The 16029-nt window shown below is 67.6% G+C and carries 15 protein-coding genes; 6 read left to right on the plus strand and 9 right to left on the minus strand.

Features of this window, described 5'->3' with window-relative positions:
- The first annotated feature begins 203 nt into the window (after positions 1-203).
- Entirely contained in the window at positions 204-977 is a 774-nt protein-coding gene (locus AC3FNH_RS10145; RefSeq protein ID WP_488719951.1) for a class I SAM-dependent methyltransferase, read from the plus strand.
- Positions 978-981: 4 nt separating this feature from the next.
- Here AC3FNH_RS10145 and AC3FNH_RS10150 read toward each other — a convergent pair whose 3' ends face one another.
- Together AC3FNH_RS10150 and AC3FNH_RS10155 are read right to left on the minus strand one after the other, a co-directional pair.
- Positions 982-1335 carry a LysR family transcriptional regulator gene (locus AC3FNH_RS10150; RefSeq protein WP_276102309.1) on the minus strand — a complete coding sequence of 118 codons (354 nt, stop codon included), beginning with the start codon at positions 1333-1335 and terminating at the stop codon, positions 982-984.
- A gap of 251 nt (positions 1336-1586) precedes the next feature.
- Entirely contained in the window at positions 1587-1820 is a 234-nt protein-coding gene (locus AC3FNH_RS10155) for an IclR family transcriptional regulator (RefSeq protein ID WP_276102308.1), read from the minus strand.
- A gap of 458 nt (positions 1821-2278) precedes the next feature.
- Here AC3FNH_RS10155 and AC3FNH_RS10160 point away from each other — a divergent pair, with 458 nt between their 5' ends.
- The 3 genes from AC3FNH_RS10160 (at position 2279) to AC3FNH_RS10170 (ending at position 5033) form a co-directional block, all read left to right on the plus strand.
- Positions 2279-2764: a hypothetical protein gene (locus tag AC3FNH_RS10160; protein ID WP_276102307.1), complete on the plus strand. Its 486-nt coding sequence runs from the start codon at positions 2279-2281 to the stop codon at positions 2762-2764.
- A 108-nt stretch (positions 2765-2872) separates the two neighbouring features.
- Positions 2873-3622, plus strand: a complete 750-nt coding sequence (locus AC3FNH_RS10165; RefSeq protein ID WP_276102306.1) for an IclR family transcriptional regulator — start codon at positions 2873-2875, stop codon at positions 3620-3622.
- 154 nt (positions 3623-3776) lie between these two features.
- Positions 3777-5033 carry a GGDEF domain-containing protein gene (locus AC3FNH_RS10170; protein ID WP_276102305.1) on the plus strand — a complete coding sequence of 419 codons (1257 nt, stop codon included), beginning with the start codon at positions 3777-3779 and terminating at the stop codon, positions 5031-5033.
- A 1-nt stretch (position 5034) separates the two neighbouring features.
- On the opposite strand, the gene AC3FNH_RS10175 is transcribed toward AC3FNH_RS10170, so the two are convergent.
- The 3 genes from AC3FNH_RS10175 to AC3FNH_RS10185 are packed head-to-tail and all read right to left on the minus strand — an operon-like array spanning position 5035 to position 8132.
- Positions 5035-5886 carry a citryl-CoA lyase gene (locus AC3FNH_RS10175; protein WP_276102304.1) on the minus strand — a complete coding sequence of 284 codons (852 nt, stop codon included), beginning with the start codon at positions 5884-5886 and terminating at the stop codon, positions 5035-5037.
- Positions 5883-7082 carry a CaiB/BaiF CoA transferase family protein gene (locus AC3FNH_RS10180; RefSeq protein ID WP_488719952.1) on the minus strand — a complete coding sequence of 400 codons (1200 nt, stop codon included), beginning with the start codon at positions 7080-7082 and terminating at the stop codon, positions 5883-5885. The genes AC3FNH_RS10175 and AC3FNH_RS10180 overlap by 4 nt, the downstream gene beginning before the upstream one ends.
- Positions 7083-7136: 54 nt before the next feature.
- Positions 7137-8132 carry a Bug family tripartite tricarboxylate transporter substrate binding protein gene (locus tag AC3FNH_RS10185; protein WP_488719953.1) on the minus strand — a complete coding sequence of 332 codons (996 nt, stop codon included), beginning with the start codon at positions 8130-8132 and terminating at the stop codon, positions 7137-7139.
- Positions 8133-8329: 197 nt separating this feature from the next.
- On the opposite strand from AC3FNH_RS10185, the gene AC3FNH_RS10190 reads away from it, so the two are divergent.
- The gene (locus AC3FNH_RS10190) at positions 8330-9586 is read left to right on the plus strand and encodes an Hsp70 family protein (RefSeq protein WP_488719954.1); all 1257 of its coding nucleotides are present in this window, start codon (positions 8330-8332) and stop codon (positions 9584-9586) included.
- 58 nt (positions 9587-9644) lie between these two features.
- On the opposite strand, the gene AC3FNH_RS10195 is transcribed toward AC3FNH_RS10190, so the two are convergent.
- From AC3FNH_RS10195 to AC3FNH_RS10210, 4 genes are all read right to left on the minus strand, one after another.
- On the minus strand, positions 9645-10328 hold the full coding sequence (locus AC3FNH_RS10195) for a phosphorylase (protein ID WP_488720065.1): 684 nt from the start codon (positions 10326-10328) through the stop codon (positions 9645-9647).
- 23 nt (positions 10329-10351) lie between these two features.
- On the minus strand, positions 10352-12364 hold the full coding sequence (gene shc, locus AC3FNH_RS10200) for a squalene--hopene cyclase (RefSeq protein ID WP_488719955.1): 2013 nt from the start codon (positions 12362-12364) through the stop codon (positions 10352-10354).
- Between the two features lie 100 nt (positions 12365-12464).
- The gene (gene hpnD, locus AC3FNH_RS10205; protein ID WP_276102300.1) at positions 12465-13331 is read right to left on the minus strand and encodes a presqualene diphosphate synthase HpnD; all 867 of its coding nucleotides are present in this window, start codon (positions 13329-13331) and stop codon (positions 12465-12467) included.
- A 383-nt stretch (positions 13332-13714) separates the two neighbouring features.
- A complete protein-coding gene (locus tag AC3FNH_RS10210; protein ID WP_011301065.1) occupies positions 13715-13918 on the minus strand; it encodes a cold-shock protein in 204 nt (67 codons plus the stop codon).
- Between the two features lie 959 nt (positions 13919-14877).
- Here AC3FNH_RS10210 and wecB point away from each other — a divergent pair.
- On the plus strand, positions 14878-16029 hold the full coding sequence (gene wecB, locus AC3FNH_RS10215; protein WP_488720066.1) for a non-hydrolyzing UDP-N-acetylglucosamine 2-epimerase: 1152 nt from the start codon (positions 14878-14880) through the stop codon (positions 16027-16029).

The raw sequence follows: 16029 nt of genomic DNA on the forward strand, positions 1-16029 counted from the left end.
GTGCGGCGGCGTGGCGGGAGCCTGGCCACGGTGATACTGATCGGACTGATGGTGGAAGGGCTGATGTTCACCACGCTGGAACGACTGATGGTGAGCGCTGGGGGATGCTGCACTGAGTCCTTGCCCGTCACTGCGGGCGGGAGTAGTGTACGGCTCCGGAATATCCACGGCGCCACAGCGCTACAGCGAGACCGGAGCCCGTCATGACAGAGATCCACCACGCCGCCGCCAAAGGCTTTGCCGCCCAGGCCGACACCTATGCCCGCGGTCGCCCCGAGTACCCGGAAGGCATTGGCGACTGGCTGCGCGGGACGCTTGATCTGGGTCCGGGCAAGACCGTCGTTGACCTCGGCGCCGGCACTGGCAAGTTCACGCGCCGGCTGGCTGCGACGGGCGCCGGGGTCATCGCGGTCGAGCCGGTCGACGCGATGCGCGCGCAACTGTCTGCGGCATTGCCGTCGGTGCAGGCCGTGGCCGGCACGGCCGAGGCGATGCCATTGCCTGAAGCGAGCGTCGACGCCGTGGTGTGCGCGCAGGCCTTCCACTGGTTCGCCAACGACCGCGCCATGGCGGAGATCCGCCGCGTGCTGCGTCCGGGCGGCAAACTGGGCCTGGTGTGGAACGTGCGCGAAGAAAGCGTGCCGTGGGTCGCCAGGCTCACCGCCATCATGATGCCGCTCGAAGGCGATGCGCCGCGCTTCTACAAGGGCGACTGGAAACGCGTGTTTCCTGCGCGGGGCTTCGGCCCGCTCGCGTTGGAGAGCTTGCCGTACGTGCATGAAGGCCCGCCGCAGCAGGTCGTCGTCGATCGCGTGATGTCGGTGAGCTTCATTGCCTCGCTGCCGCGCGACCGGCAAGCCACCGTGCGGGCACAGGTGCAGGCCGTCATCGACCAGGAGCCGGCGCTGGCCGGCCGGGCGCAGGTGGCGTTTCCCTACCGGACCGAGGCTTACAGCTGCACGCGCCTGTCACCGTAACGCGCTACATGGTGGCCTGCCGGACCCAGAACGCGACGGGCCCGTAGGGCGGTATTGCGGGTTCCGACGCCATCGGTTCCTGCGCGAGGCTGTCGAGAATCTCGCGCCACATCGCCAGCACGCGCTGTGCCCTGGGCAGGACGCGAATGCCGGCCGGCGTGGGCAGCCAGTGCGGGCTGCAGACGCGGAACAGCGTGGTATCGAGCGCGGACTCCAGCCTGCGCACCTGATACTGCAGCCGCTGCGGCTGGATGCCCAGCTCCGCGGCCGCACGGCCGAGGTCCCGATGGCGCACGAGGGCGACGAACGCGCGCAGGGACAACAGGCTGACGCGGCGGTTCTTGAGGAGGTATGCCATGCAGTGAGCCATGCTGGCTTGCCGCCAGCCTGCCGCAGACTGGGGGTTCGCGCGGTGTGGCGCAGGGTAAAGCGCCGATCCTAGCGATGAGCGTGGCGAGCCTGATTCAGAAAATTCAGCAACGATATTGCGACTCGTCGGAAGTTTCGGCTGGCGTTCTTGGGCGGGGCCCCTTGCGGGACTGGGGGGACTGGAGGAGGGGGAAAGCGGGGCGAGTTCCACGGCGGGGCGGCGGCGCGCCCCGCGCGGCTTCAGTGCATGGGCAACTGGCCCAGGGCGGTCAGCGCCAGTACGACTTCGGGCGACAGGCGGCGCTCGCGGCATGGCACGCCGGCGGTTTCCAGCGTGGTCCAGAGGTCGGCGTCGCCGGTGACGATCCGCTGCCTGAGGTAGGCCAGGTAGGTGTGCTCGGACGGCGTCAGCGGTCGCGGTGCGCTGCGCAAGTCATCCAGGATGTCGCCAAGCGAGAGGTTGGGAGGGGTCATACCAATGCGAAAAATAAGGCTGCGGCGGGAGGTAACGCATGATTCTATCCATGCTGTGCAGCGGCAGCTTAATCAAAAGCACGCAATATCCGTTCTAATTCGGGCATGTGGCGCGCACGCGGCGAATAAGTGGCGCAAGCTGCAGCGCCATGTGCATTAAGGCGCCTTTGCACGCCCGCAAGGACGCCCGGCACGAAAATGTCTGTTGCAGAAATACGCCACTGGTCGGCGCCAGCCTATAGGCCTGTGGATCGGCTGCCGTGATGCACTCGCCGCGAGTGGAGTGAATGCTGAACCTGTGCGCTGCCAGCGCCACCCGCAGTGCGCGCGGCGGCAATCACTCGCTCGCGCGCTATCCGCTTGCCGCGATCGACGCTCGTGCCGGAATAAAGCTGGCGCGCGGCGTGTATACGCCTATACCACAGGTATCAGGCGGAGCGCGCTAGGGAGGTACGGCCATGAACGATGCTGCAAGATGGACGGCGGCATGGGTGGTCAGTCTTGGCCTTTGCGCCTTGACGCCCGCGCTGGCCGACGAGACCTGGAGCACGGGGCCGCCATGCCAGCTGGTGGCGGGCCAGGTCGTGATCAATGGCCAGTGGCAGCAGGTGACCGGCGTGGCCTGCCTGCAGCCTGACGGCAGCTGGCAACTGGTGGACGACAGCGGCGGCGCCTACTATCCAACGCCTTACTACTACGACGACAGCGATTCCTGGTACTGGGCGCCGGTGGCCGTGGGCTACGGGGCGGCGTTCGTCTTCGTTGACCGCCACCACCACTTGCATCCCATGCACCACGTGTTCTTCCGCCATGTCGGCGGCGGCTGGGGCGGGCGCGTCGTCCGTGTCATGCCGCACGGCGGGTTCCGCGGCGGCATGGGTGGCGGAGCGGTTCGCGGGATGGGTGGCGGAATGGGCGGGGCACGTGGCGGCGGGCACCGTTGACGGCCTGGCCGCCATGCATTGACAAGGCCGGGTCCCTTCTATACGGTGGCTGTTCGTTTCGTCATGCCGGCGTGTCTTGCACGCCGGTTTTCCATTCAGCGCCAGTCCATGCCACGCAAAGCCGCCCAGGTCTCCGAAGCCGACAAGCACGCCGCCGAAGGCGGCGCCGTTGCCGTGGACCGTGCGTTGTTCGTGCTGTCGGCGTTCCGGCTTGGCGATACCTCGCTCGGGCTGGCCGAGCTGGCGCAACGCTCCGGCCTCTATAAAAGCACGCTATTGCGGCTGCTCGCGTCGCTGGAGCATGCGGCGCTGGTGCAGCGGCGGCCCGACGGGCGCTATAGCCTGGGACCCGAGGTGGCGCGGCTCAATGCGGTCTATGCCGCGTCGTTCTCGCTGGAGGCCGCGGTCATGCCGGTGCTGCGCGCGCTGGTGCAGGCCACGCGCGAAAGCGCCGCGTTCCATGTCGAGCAGGGCGAACACCGGCTGTGCCTGTACCGCGTCGATTCGCCCCAGCCCGTGCGCGACCACATCCGCGCCGGGGAACTGCTGCCGCGCGACCGCGGCGCCGGCGGGCGCGTGCTGCGCGCCTTTGCCGGAGAAGCCGGCGAACTCTACGAGCGCATCCGCCGCCAGGGGGTGGTCGCGCTGGTTGGCGACCGCAGTCCCGATATCGCGGGCGTGTCGGCGCCGGTATTCGGACCGGACGGCAGCCTGGCCGGCGCGCTGACGCTGACCTGCCCGGCCAGCCGGTTCCGCGAAGACTTCCGTGACGATGTCCTGGGCGCCGCCCGCGCGCTGACCCAGGCACTGGGCGGCAGCTTCCCCGATTTTCCCGAGATGCCGGCGGCGGCTGCCTGATCCCCTCCTCAGGCGGGTGTTGCGGTGAGGCGACCCGGCTTGTCGGGGGTGCCCGTTGACGGCTGCCGCGGGATATCATTCCCGGTCGCCCCCCCCTTACCCGTGCCGTCATGTCGACTGACGGCGCGCCTCATGGCCTTGTCAAGGGATTCTCGTGCACCTGGACCAGCAGACCCTTGCGGTCGTGATGATCGTGTTCTTTTCCAGCACGCTGGTCATCTCGGCCGGGCTGGTCTTTGCGCTGCGCGCGATCGAAGCGGGGCGGCTCTGGGCCTTCGGCCATGTGATGGTCTCCTGCGCCGGACTGGCGCTGGCGGTCAGCGCGGCCGGTGGCGCGCCGCACCTGGGCATGGCCGGCGCCGGCGCCTTCGTGGTGGGCTGGCTGCTGATCTACCGCGGCGTGCGCGTCTATTACAGCCTGCTCTCGCATGCCGGCCCGCTGGCGACGGCCGGTGTGGTCGTGGTCGGGCTGATGGTCACTTTCGCTGGCCTGCCAGACGGGCCGCGCGTGCTGCAGGCAGCCGTCTACGGCATCCTTGCCATGATTGCCCTGGCGACGATCGCGACGCTGCTGCGGACCGGCCGCGGGCGGCGCAGCATTGGCGCGCCGCTGGTGCTGGTGTCCAGCCTGGTGCAGCTGTCGACCCTGCTGGCCGGCGCCAGCCATGCCGTCACGCAGGCTGCCGACCCGCACGCATTCACGCTGTTCTTCATTGGCCCGGCGGGGTCGGCCTGGGCGCTGGCGCTGCTGATCGCGGTGCTGCTCGGGCTGTTCGGATTCACCGTGATGGCGATGGAGCAGATCATCGCCAACAACGAAAGCGGCGCACGCCTGGATGCGCTGACCGGGCTGCTCAACCGCGGCGCGCTGGACCATTCGGCACTGGGCCTGGTGGCGCGCTGGCAGCGCGACGGCCAGCCGCTATCGTGCCTGGTCATCGATATCGACCACTTCAAGCAGGTCAACGACACCTTTGGCCACCACGCCGGCGACGCGGTGCTGCGGGAAGTGGCCCACGCGCTCGACAACTCGCGCCGTGCCTCCGATGTGGCGGGGCGCTACGGCGGCGAGGAGTTCTGCATTCTCTGTCCGCATACCGACGAACACCAGGCCACCGCGCTGGCCAACCGTATCCTGCGCAAGGTCCGCGCGATCCCGCTGCCCGGGCGGGAGTGCTTTGCCTCAGTCAGCATCGGGGTGGCGCAGTTGCGCGGCGAGACGGGCAGCAAGGAGTTGCTGTGGCGCACCCTGTTCGCGGATGCCGACCGCGCGCTCTACCTGGCCAAGCAGCAGGGCCGCGACCGCTATGTGGTGGCATCCGCCACGCTCGAGGACGCGCCGCCGCCGGCGCTGGTCCGCGTGGTCAGCCAGATCATGGCGCCGGCGCCCCTGAGCCAGGGGCAGGGCTGAGTCAGGCCTCCGGACCGCCCGGCACATCGCGCTGCGGCGTGCCGTCATACGTCCACAGGAACTGGCGCGGGATCGGCCCCTTGTTGCGGCCGCCCTGCTGGGTCTGTTCCCACGCATGGGCCAGGATGCCGACCGAGCGCGACAGGCAGAACAGCCCGCGCGCCAGCGGCGCCGGAAAGCCGAGTTCCGCATAGATCACCGCCGTGGCGCCGTCGATATTCATCGGCACCGGCTTGCTGCGGCCTTCGCCCAGCGCGCGTTCCACGGCCCGCGCGATCGCGGCGTAGCGGCCGTTCACCACGCCTTTCTCCGCCGCCTGGTCCACCAGCGCCAGCAGCCGCGGCGCGCGCGGATCCAGCGGGTGGAAGCGATGGCCGAAGCCCGACACGAACTTGCCGTGCAGGTCGCGGTAGTGCTGCAGGCCAGCGCTGACCGCCGGATCCAGCGCGGCGCCTGCGTCGATGCGCCGCGCGATGTCCTGGTACAGCTCCACCGCCTGCTCGCCGGCGCCGCCATGCACGTCGCCGAGCACGTTGACCGCCGAGGCCATGGCATTGTTCAGCCCGACGCCGCACGTGGCCGCCATGCGCGCGATGGCGATGCTGGGCGCCTGCGGCCCGTGATCCACGGCGGCCATCAGGGCCGCATCGAGCAGCTCGCCCTGGCCCGGGCCCGGCAGCTCGCCGCGCAGCATCAGCCAGATCATCTGCGCGAACGAGACCTGGCCGATCAGTTGCTCGATCGGGTAGCCGCGGTAGCGGATCTCGCCGGGGCGCATGTCGATGATTTCCGTGCGCCACCAGTCCTGGGACATCTGCTGGCCGGGGTCCATGGTCTGGCTGGTTTCGCTCATATTGCACGCTCCTGTCCGAGGGTATCGATTTCGGTTTCGCTGTAGCCCAGGCCGGCAAGGATCTGCCGCGTGTGCTCGCCCAGCTGCGGCGGCGGGGTGTCTACCGAGGGTGCTTCGCGGTTCAGCTTGAAGCCGGTGCGCACCACGCGGATGTCGCGGCCGACGCCGGGCACGTCGGCGAAGGTGCCGATCATGCCGCGGTCGCGCACCTGCGCTTGCTCCAGGGTCTGGGGCACGCCCAGCACGGGGCCGGCCGGGACACCGGCATCGTTGAGCAGGGTCCACCACGCTTCGGCGGACTTCTTTGCCAGTTCGGCTTCCAGTGCCTGCGTCAGTGCGGCGCGGTTCGCCAGTCGCGCCTGGCGCGCGGCAAAGCGCTCGTCGGCGATCAGGTCGGGGCGGCCCACCACGCGGCATACGGCCTCGAACTGCTCCTGCTTGTTGGCGGCGATGTTCAGCAGGCCGTCGCCGGTGCGGAAGGTGCCGGACGGGCTGGCCGTGAAATTCTCGTTACCCATCGGGGCCGGCGTCTGGCCGGCGATCAGGTGGTTCGAGACCACCCAGCCCATGGTGGCAAGCGTGGCTTCGAGCATCGACACGTCGATGAAATAGCCTTCGGTACGCTGGTGGTCCGCCAGCGAGGCCGCAATGGCAAAGGCCGCCGTGATGCCGCCGATGGTGTCCGACACCGGATAGCCGACGCGGTACGGCGCGGTCTGCGCGTCGCCGGTGATGCTCATCACGCCGGACATGCCCTGGATGATCTGGTCGTAGGCCGGCAGGTCCGACAGCGGCCCGTCCTGGCCGAAGCCGGAGATCGCGCAGTAGATCAGGCGCGGGTTGTCCTGCTTCAGGGTGTCATAGCCGAGTCCCAGGCGCGTCATGACGCCGGGGCGGAAGTTCTCGACCACGACATCGGCGCTTTGCACCAGCTTGCGGAACACTTCCTTGCCGCGCGCGTGCTTGAGGTTGAGCGTGATCGACTGCTTGCCGGGGTTCTGCGCCAGGAACGACACGCCCATCAGGCGCTGGTTCAGTTCCGCGTCAGCGCCAAGCTGGCGTGCCAGGTCGCCGGTGCCAGGCGTTTCCACCTTGATGACCTCGGCGCCCATGTGCGCGAGCTGGTGGCAGCAGAACGGGCCCGCCAGCACATTGGTCAGGTCGAGTACGCGCACATGGCGCAACGGTTTTTGCATGATGGTTTCCTGCGGAATGCGGGGACGGGCCGGGACGGATCGGGGCAGCGGCGATTACTCTACGCGCGCGCCGGATTCCTTCACGATCGCGCCCCAGCGTGCGTTCTCGGCCTTGATGAAGGCGGCCAGGTCCTGGGCGCTGCCGCCGCGCGGTTCGCTCCCTTCCTCGCGCAGCTTGCTGACGGTGTCGGGCTGGGCGAGCGCCTTGTTGACCTCGGCGTTGAGCCGCTTGACCACTTCGGGGGAGGTGCCTGCCGGCGCCACCAGCGCCTTCCAGTCTTCCGCCTGGAAGCCGGCGTAGCCCGATTCGGCCACGGTCGGCACGGCCGGCAGCAGCGGCAGGCGCTTGCCGGACGTGACCGCCAGCGCGCGGATCTTGCCGGCCTTGATCATCGGCATCGCAATGGGCGGCGTGGCGAAATAGAAGTCGGTCTGGCCGCCGAGCAGGTCGGTCAAGGCCGGCGACGCGCCCTTGTAGGGCACGTGCAGCGCCTTGATGCCGGTGCGGCGCGCGAACATCTCGCCGGTCAGGTGGCCCACGGTGCCGGTGCCGGCAGAGGCCATCGACAGCGGCTTGGCCTTGGCGGCCGCCACGAGTTCCGCGACCGTCTTGTACGGGGAATCGGCGCGCACGATCAGCACCACTGGCTGGGCGGAGACCAGCACCACGGGCGCGAAGTCCTTGACCGCGTCATAGGGCATCTTCGGGTAGAGGGTCGGATTGATCGCCAGGTTCGCGGTCTGGCCCATGCCCAGGGTGTAGCCGTCGGGCCGGGCCTTGGCGACGACATCCAGGCCGATATTGCCACCCGCGCCGGCGCGGTTTTCCACCACCACGTTCCAGTGCGTGGCCAGCCCCACCTTGTTGAACACCAGCCGCGACAGCACGTCCGTGCCGCCCGCGGGCGGGAACGGTACCACCAGGCGCACCGGCTGGCTCGGGTAGGTGTCGGCGTGGACCGGTGCCGCGGCTGCCATGAATCCGGGGATGGCGAGGCACAGCAGTGCGCGGGCACAAGTGTGAAGCTTGCGGCGGTGCGGGAAAGTCATGTCGTCTCCTGATATCTATTAAATTCTATAAGACAGAACGTAGGTCTTATAGAAAGAACGAAAGGAGCATAGGATTCGCCGCTGACGGTGTCAAGGGCCGAACGCGGCCGGCATCTGCCACTACAATGGCGCCCGGCCTGCGCCGGCCCATTGGCTGGCCCGGGGAACTAGCAGTCGTTGTACAAAGAACGGAATCGATGATGTCAAACGCATGCGGCCTGGACTTCGGCACGTCCAACTCCACGGTGGGATGGACCCGCCCCGGCCATCCGGCCGCGCTCCTGCCGCTGGAAGACGGCAAGCTCACGCTGCCTTCAGTGATCTTTTTCCATGCCGAAGACCCGCTGGTCAGCTATGGCCGCGCGGCGCTGGAGGATTACCTGGCCGGCTACGAAGGGCGGCTGATGCGCTCGCTCAAGAGCCTGCTCGGTACCTCGATGATGGAAGACAGCACCGAGGTGATGGGGCAGGCCATGCCCTTCCGCAAGCTGCTGGCGCACTTCATCAGCGAACTGAAAGGCCGCGCCGAGCGCGCGGCGGGCGCCACGTTCACGCGCGCGGTGCTGGGCCGGCCGGTGTTCTTCATCGACGAGGACCCGAAGGCCGACCAGCTCGCCGAGCAGACGCTCGCGGAGATCGCGCGCGATGCGGGGTTCCGCGACATTGAATTCCAGTACGAGCCGATCGCGGCCGCGTTCGACTATGAAGCGAAGATCGCGCAGGAAGAACTCGTGCTGGTTGCCGACATCGGCGGCGGCACGTCGGACTTCTCGCTGGTGCGGCTGTCGCCCGAGCGCGCCAGCCGCACCGACCGGCGCGACGACATCCTGGCCAATGGCGGCGTGCATATCGGCGGGACCGACTTCGACCGCGCGCTGAGCCTGGCGCGCGCCATGCCGCTGCTGGGCCTGGGCAGCAAGCTGCGCAACGGCAAGGAAATGCCCTCCGGGCAGTACTTCGACCTGGCGAGCTGGCACACCATCAACCTCGTCTACACGCGCAAGGCGTGGTCGATCGTGATGGACAACTATCGCGACGCGGCCGACACCGCCATGCTCGACCGGCTGATCCGCCTGATCCGCGAGCGCGCGGGTCACTGGCTTGCCATCCAGATGGAAGCGGCCAAGATCGCGCTCTCGGGCACGGACCGCACCGACGTGGACCTGCACCGCATCGAGCCCGAGCTGAGACTTGCGATCACGCGCGAAGAGTTCGACCAGTCCATCGGCAAGCTCGTGGCGAAGACCGAGAAGACCGTGCAGGACATGCTGGTGACGGCGGGCGTGAAGGCGGAATCGGTCGACACCATCCTGTTCACGGGCGGCTCCAGCAGCGTGCCGCTGCTGCGGCAGCGGCTCGGCGAACTGCTGCCGCAGGCGCGGCGGGTGGAAGGGGACCTGTTCGGCGGGATCGGGTCGGGGCTGGCGCTGGATGCGGCGCGGAAGTTTGGGTGAGGCACCGGGAACGGACGCCTTCGTCGGATTCAGTACCGGCGAGTGCTGGTCAGACCTTCTAGCTCGCAGGCTGGTTGCCTAGCGCAAAGTCCTGATCGACAGCCCGCCGTACCGCCAACAGACTCGCACGCGCGGCACTGGCATCGCGCCCCAGCCGCATCAGCGCCGGCAATTGCCACGGCGCCTTCAGCAACCCCGCCATGACCGCACCGATATCGGTGCGCCCGTCATTTCCCATCCCGGCCAGCGCCAGTGGCGGGACGGCGCGCGTGGCCGGATCGATCACCACGCGGCAGGCAGCGAAAGGCAATCCATGGCTGCGCGCCATGCGGGCGGCTATGTGAGACTCCATGTCGACGGCCAGCGCACCGCTGGCGGCGTACAGGGCAGCCTTGTCGGCGAGCGTCGCCACGGCGGTGTCCGAGCCGACGAGCGCACCGGCTGCCGCCTGCGGCAGCGCCCGCATCAGCGCGCGCATCCAGGCCGGATCGGCCGGCATGGATTGCCCGCTGGATTCGTCGCGCACGCTGGTGGCAATGACGACCGCGCCCGGTGCCAGCGCGGGATCCAGGCCGCCGGCCACGCCGAAGCTGAGGATCCCGGCGCATTCGCCCGCGCTGCGCTCGATAGCCGCGGCCAGTGCCGCACCGCGCAGGCCGACCACCACTTCGCTGCCCGGACCAGCCGCGATCCTTGCTTCGAAGTCCATGCCGCAGACCACGAGCACGCACGGCTCGCCCAAGACAGGCGCATCAGGGGTGCCGTTCACAATCCCCACGCCACCTGGCGCGTGCAGCTGCGCTGCAGGTTGCGGTAGCGCGCCAGCGCCCACAGCGGGAAGTAGCGCGCGTAGCCGTGATAGCGCAGGTAGAACACGCGCGGGAAACCGACGGCGGTGAAGCGCGGCTCGCGCCACAGGCCATCGGGCTGCTGCGTGCGCAGCAGGTAGCCGATGCCGCGTGCCACGGCGGGATGCCCGGCCTCGCCGGCCGCCATCAATCCCAGCAGTGCCCAGGCCGTTTGCGATGCCACGCTGGGCGCGCGTTCGTAGCCGCGGTATTCGAGCTTGTAGCTGTCGCCGTCTTCGCCCCAGCCGCCGTCCGCGTTCTGGATGCCGGCCAGCCACTCGGCAGCGCGCCGCACCGGCGGAGCGTCGCGGTCCAGGCCCGCGGCGTTGAGCGCGCACAAGGCGCTCCACGTGCCATAGATATAGTTGGTGCCCCAGCGCCCGAACCAGCTTCCGTCAGGCATCTGCTCGGCCAGCAGGTAGCGCAGCGCGCGCGCGGCCGGTTCGCTCTTGTCGGGCGTGTCTCCGGTCTGGCACAGCATGGACAGGCAACGTGCCGACACATCCGCCGTGGGCGGATCGAGCAACGCGCCGTGGTCCGCGAACGGGATGTTGTTCAGGTACAGGTGCGTGTTCTCCGGCTCGAACGCGCCCCAGCCGCCGTTGCCGCTCTGCATGCCGACGATCCATTCGATCGCGCGCGTGACCGCTTTGGCGTTCGGGTCTGCATGGTCGGCGTCTGCGGCGCGGTCTGCCTGGGCGGCGCGGTTCATCGCCGCGGCAACGACCGCGGTGTCGTCCACGTCGGGGTAGTGCGGGTTGGCGTACTGGAACGCCCAGCCGCCCGGCCGCACATCCGGCCGGCGTACCGTCCAGTCGCCGCGCAAATCGAGTACCTGTAGCGGGCGCAGCCAGTCCAGCGCGTGCCTGACTGCGGCCGTGGCGCGTGGCTCGCCGGTTTCCAGCAGCGCATGGGCCGCCAGCGCGGTATCCCACACCGGCGACAGGCATGGCTGGCAGTAGGCTTCGTCGTCATGGATGACCAGCAGCTTCTCGATCGAGCGCCGCGCCACGGCGCGGTCGGCATCATCGGGCGGAATGCCGAGCACGTCGAACATCATTACCGAGTTCGCCATGGCGGGAAAGATTGCGCCAAGGCCATCTTCGCCGTTGAGCCGTTCGCGCACGAATGCAACCGCTGCGTCGATGGCGCGGCGGCGCAGCGCGCCCGGCATGATGGGCTCGGCAGCGCGCAGCAGCGCATCGGCGCCGCGGAACAGCGAATACCAGCCGGCGTGCTGGTGGGCTGCCTTCGGTGGCAGCCGCACGCCTTCGCGCGGGGCGGCAAACAGCTCGTCGATGCCGACCTTGCACGGGTTGCGCGCCTGCGGCCGCAGGCTGTTCAACACCAGCAGCGGCACGATCACCGTGCGGGCCCAGTACGATACCTTCGACAGATGGAACGGGAACCACTGCGGCAACAGCATGATTTCCACCGGCATCATCGGCACCGCCTGCCAGGACATCACGCCATACAGCGCCAGCAGCGTGCGCGTGAAGACGTTGCTCGCTTCCGCGCCGCCCATGGCGAGGATGGCGGCGCGCGCGCGCGTCATGTGCGGGGCCTGCGGATCGTCGCCGGCCATCTTCAACGCAAAATAGGCCTTCACGCTGGCACTGACGTCAGAGCGGCCTTCATGGAACAGCGGCCAGCCGCCCTCGGCATTCTGGATGCGCCGCAGGTAGCGCGCGATGCGTGCTTCCAGCGCCAGGTCCGGCGTCTCGCCCAGGTAGTGCACCATGAGCACGTATTCGGCCGGGATGGTGGCGTCGGCTTCCAGCTCGTAGATCCAGTGCCCGTCGGATTTCTGCTGGGCCAGCAGGGCATCGAGCGCACGCCCGATACCGGTTTCCAGGGCGTCCGGGGCGGCCGGCGCGGCGGGCGCCATGGCGGCTCGCGGTGCGGCAAGGACGGCCTCGTTCATCAACATGCAAACTCCTTGTGCGGCACGACGCATGCGTGCCTCGAAGATGGTGTTCGGGATGCCGCGGGGCGCCGTGCGCCGCGCAGCGGATCCGCTTGCAGCATCTTCAGACCATGGTGTGGCGCAGAACGATCCACAGCATCTGCGCGCGCGGCACGCGCACGCGCGTGCGCGGTGCGCGCCAGCCCCGCGCGCGCAGGCGCGTGAGCAGGCAGTGATAGACCTGGGACATGATCCGCGGCGAGCGCACCACGCGTGACGGGCACTGCGCCATGACCGCATCGGCCTGTTCGTAGTGGGCCTGCGCCTCGCGTGCGACGGCCGCGCAGGCCGCGTCGACGCCGGCATGGGCGACGACTTCCAGCGGCGTGGCATGCTCCAGCCCTTGCACGCCCGCGGCCACCAGTGCGGGTGCCGGCAGGTAGAGACGGCCGATGGCGGCGTCTTCGTCGATATCGCGCAGGATATTGGTGAGTTGCAGCGCCCGCCCGAGATGATGCGCCAGCGCCAGGCCCGGGGCCTCGTCCATGCCGAACACGCGCACGGCAAGCCGGCCCACCGCACTCGCGACGCGGTCGCAGTACAGGTCCAGCGTAGCGGCGTCGGGCGCGCGGATATCGGCGACCACGTCCATGGTCATGCCGTCGATCACATCCAGGAAGTCCTGCTGGCGCAGATGGAAGGCGTCAATCTGCTGTGCCAGGGACCGTAGCGCGGCAGGGGCCAGGCCGGCATAGCACAGGCCGATGTCGCGTCGCCAGGCATCCAGGCCGGCAAGCCGCTCGGCATGCGGTGCGTCGCAGTCGGCGATATCGTCGACTGCCCGGCAGAAGGCATAGATCTCGAACATGGCCTGCCGCTGAGCCACGGGCAGGATGCGCATGGCTGCGTGGAAGGAACTGCCCGAGGATGCGGCCGGCGTGGCTGCGCCGGCAGTGGGGGCATCTGGCGTTGCGATTTGAGTACCGGCCACGTAACTCCTCGACACGCTTTTTATCCCGTCGTGTGACATCGGCGGACCACGCTGCCGTGCCACGCTCACGGTGGATTGGGGGTCGGGCGATTATAGCAATAACCTCGTAATAGGCCGGCCGCGCCAGAGTGCCTTATCGGCGCGCGGGCGGTGGCACGCGGAGGTGGCCTTGGCCGAAATTGGCAACGGCCTGGGCACGGGTCGCCAGCGGCAGCAGCAGTGCGAGGATGACGGAGAGAGCCTCGATGCTCGCGTGGCAAGCCGCTGCGTCGCGTTCCAGGCGGCGCCGATGCGGGCCGCCAAATGCAGAGAGCCCCGCGTTCGCGGGGCTCTCTGTTGGCAGGCGCGTGCTTGGGCGCGCGCCTGCCGGTGTCCAAACCGGATCAGACCGCCTGGATCTTCGTGGCTTGTTCGCCCTTCTGGCCCATCGCCTTGACGTAGCGGACCTTCTGGCCTTCCTTCAACGACTTGAAGCCTGCGCCTTCAATCGCGGAGAAGTGCGCGAACAGATCGTTCCCGCCTGCGTCCGGGGTGATGAAGCCGAAGCCCTTGGCGTCGTTGAACCACTTAACGGTACCGGTTTCCATATCTTTTCAACCTTGAATTTCAAATGAGCTTAATTGCCCGCTGTACATCGTGCCCAATGCTGGAACCGCGCAAGGGTTGGTGAATGCCCGGTGCCTTTGCGCATTGTTTATGCCTTCCAAATGTCGGTGGTATGACAATCGAGAAAACACCACGGAACGACACATCGAAAGGCGCTGCACTGTGTGGGGAGCATTCTGACGAATTTTCCCGGCGTGTCAATCAGGCAAAGCGCCAAATCATGATGAGATGTTCCGACACGAGATATTAGCGGTTTCTACATCACCGTCGATTCAGTGAATTCCCTGAGAGACACGCCGTCCGCACTGCAACAGTGCGTCACAGGCGGTATTGACTGATCTTCGGTTTATGCAGAAGTATCACCGGGACTTGTTGTCGGGCATAATGTCTGCCTTGTAAGCCATTGGGTTGCTACCGCTTTTACAATTGCTTACTTCGCGGCCTACCACATTCGGGGGATGCGGCCGCGGAAACGATCCCTCTAAAAGGGTCGTGAAAAATAAAATCGCGTGGAAATGCCTGACGGCGGCCACGACGAAAACATCGCCGCCATGTGCGCGCGAATGTCATCGAGTACGGGGAATCACAATGAATCGCTCACAATAGCGCATCCGCGTCTTCGCGATAAGACGCAGCTTCCAAAGGGGTTGGGGCGCCGGTTCGCCTTGCCCATCGCAAGATCCCAACTTGTTCCTGCACCCTGGCCATGCCTTGCCGGGGTACAGTCACGTGCGCTGGCAATGTATCGGCCTTGGCACAATTGTTGACAGTGTGTTGCGTCGGGCTAGCCTAGGATGCTGTGTTGCCCAGATTCGGTGCACGCAAGGTCGGGCGCAGTGCGCAGCAAGCGTCATATGACGGAAAAGCGGGAGCTGCGAGGCAAAATCTGTGCTCGCCCAGCCACTCCGTGGCGGGTTGTCAGGTTCTTTTGTACGGCATGATGAAAATCCTATCTGTATTTGGCACACGTCCCGAAGCCATCAAGATGGCGCCCCTGGTCAGGGCGCTGGCTGGCAACACGCAGATTGAATCCGTCGTTTGCGTGACCGGACAGCATCAGCAGATGTTGCAGCAGGTGCTGGACCTGTTCGAGATCGTCCCGCAGTACAACCTCGAGCTGATGACGCGCGACCAGACCCTTAATGGCCTGAGTTCACGGCTGCTGGCAACGTTCGACGATGTGCTGGAGACCGTGCGTCCAGACCGGATTCTCGTGCATGGCGATACGACTTCGGCCATGGTTTCTGCCCTGGCGGCGTTTCATCGCCGCATCCCGGTCGGCCATGTCGAGGCCGGGCTGCGGACCGGTGACCTGTCCCAGCCATGGCCCGAGGAAATGAATCGACGCACGATCGATGTCTGTGCCGATCTGCTGTTCGCGCCCACCGAGTCCTCGCGCAACAACCTGCAGGCCGAGAACCTGGGCGGCAGAATCGTGGTGACCGGCAATACCGTGATCGATGCCCTGCTCCAGACGACGGGCCGGATCCTGGCCGACCAGCCGTTCCGCGAACGGCTCGATGCGCATTTCCCCTTCCTTCGCGACGACCGAAAGCTGCTGCTGGTCACGGGCCATCGCCGCGAGAATTTCGGCTCCGGGTTTGCCAATATCTGCGAAGCGCTGGCCAAGCTTGCGCGGCGCGACGATATCCAGATCGTCTACCCGGTCCACCTGAACCCCAACGTCCAGGGCCCCGTGCAGGCCAAGCTGTCGGGCCTGGCGAATGTGCACCTGATCGAGCCGCTCGACTACGCGCGCTTCGTGCGGCTGATGCAGCGGGCCCACGTGATCCTGACCGACTCGGGCGGCGTACAGGAAGAGGCGCCGTCACTGGGCAAGCCCGTGCTGGTCATGCGCAACGTCACCGAGCGGCCCGAGGCCGTGCAGGCGGGCACGGTGCGGCTGGTCGGTACCGAAGTCGCGAGCATCGTGCAAGCGGTCGCTCATCTCTATGACGACGATGACGCCTGGCGTGCGTTCTCGCAACGCCTGAATCCTTACGGCGATGGCCTGGCTTCGGAGCGGATCGTGGCGGCCCTGTCGGGTACGCCCATGAGCGAATTCCTCTGCGACCAGCAGGCGGCGGCATGA

It is taken from the genome of Cupriavidus sp. 22TCCZM01-5, assembly GCF_057798915.1.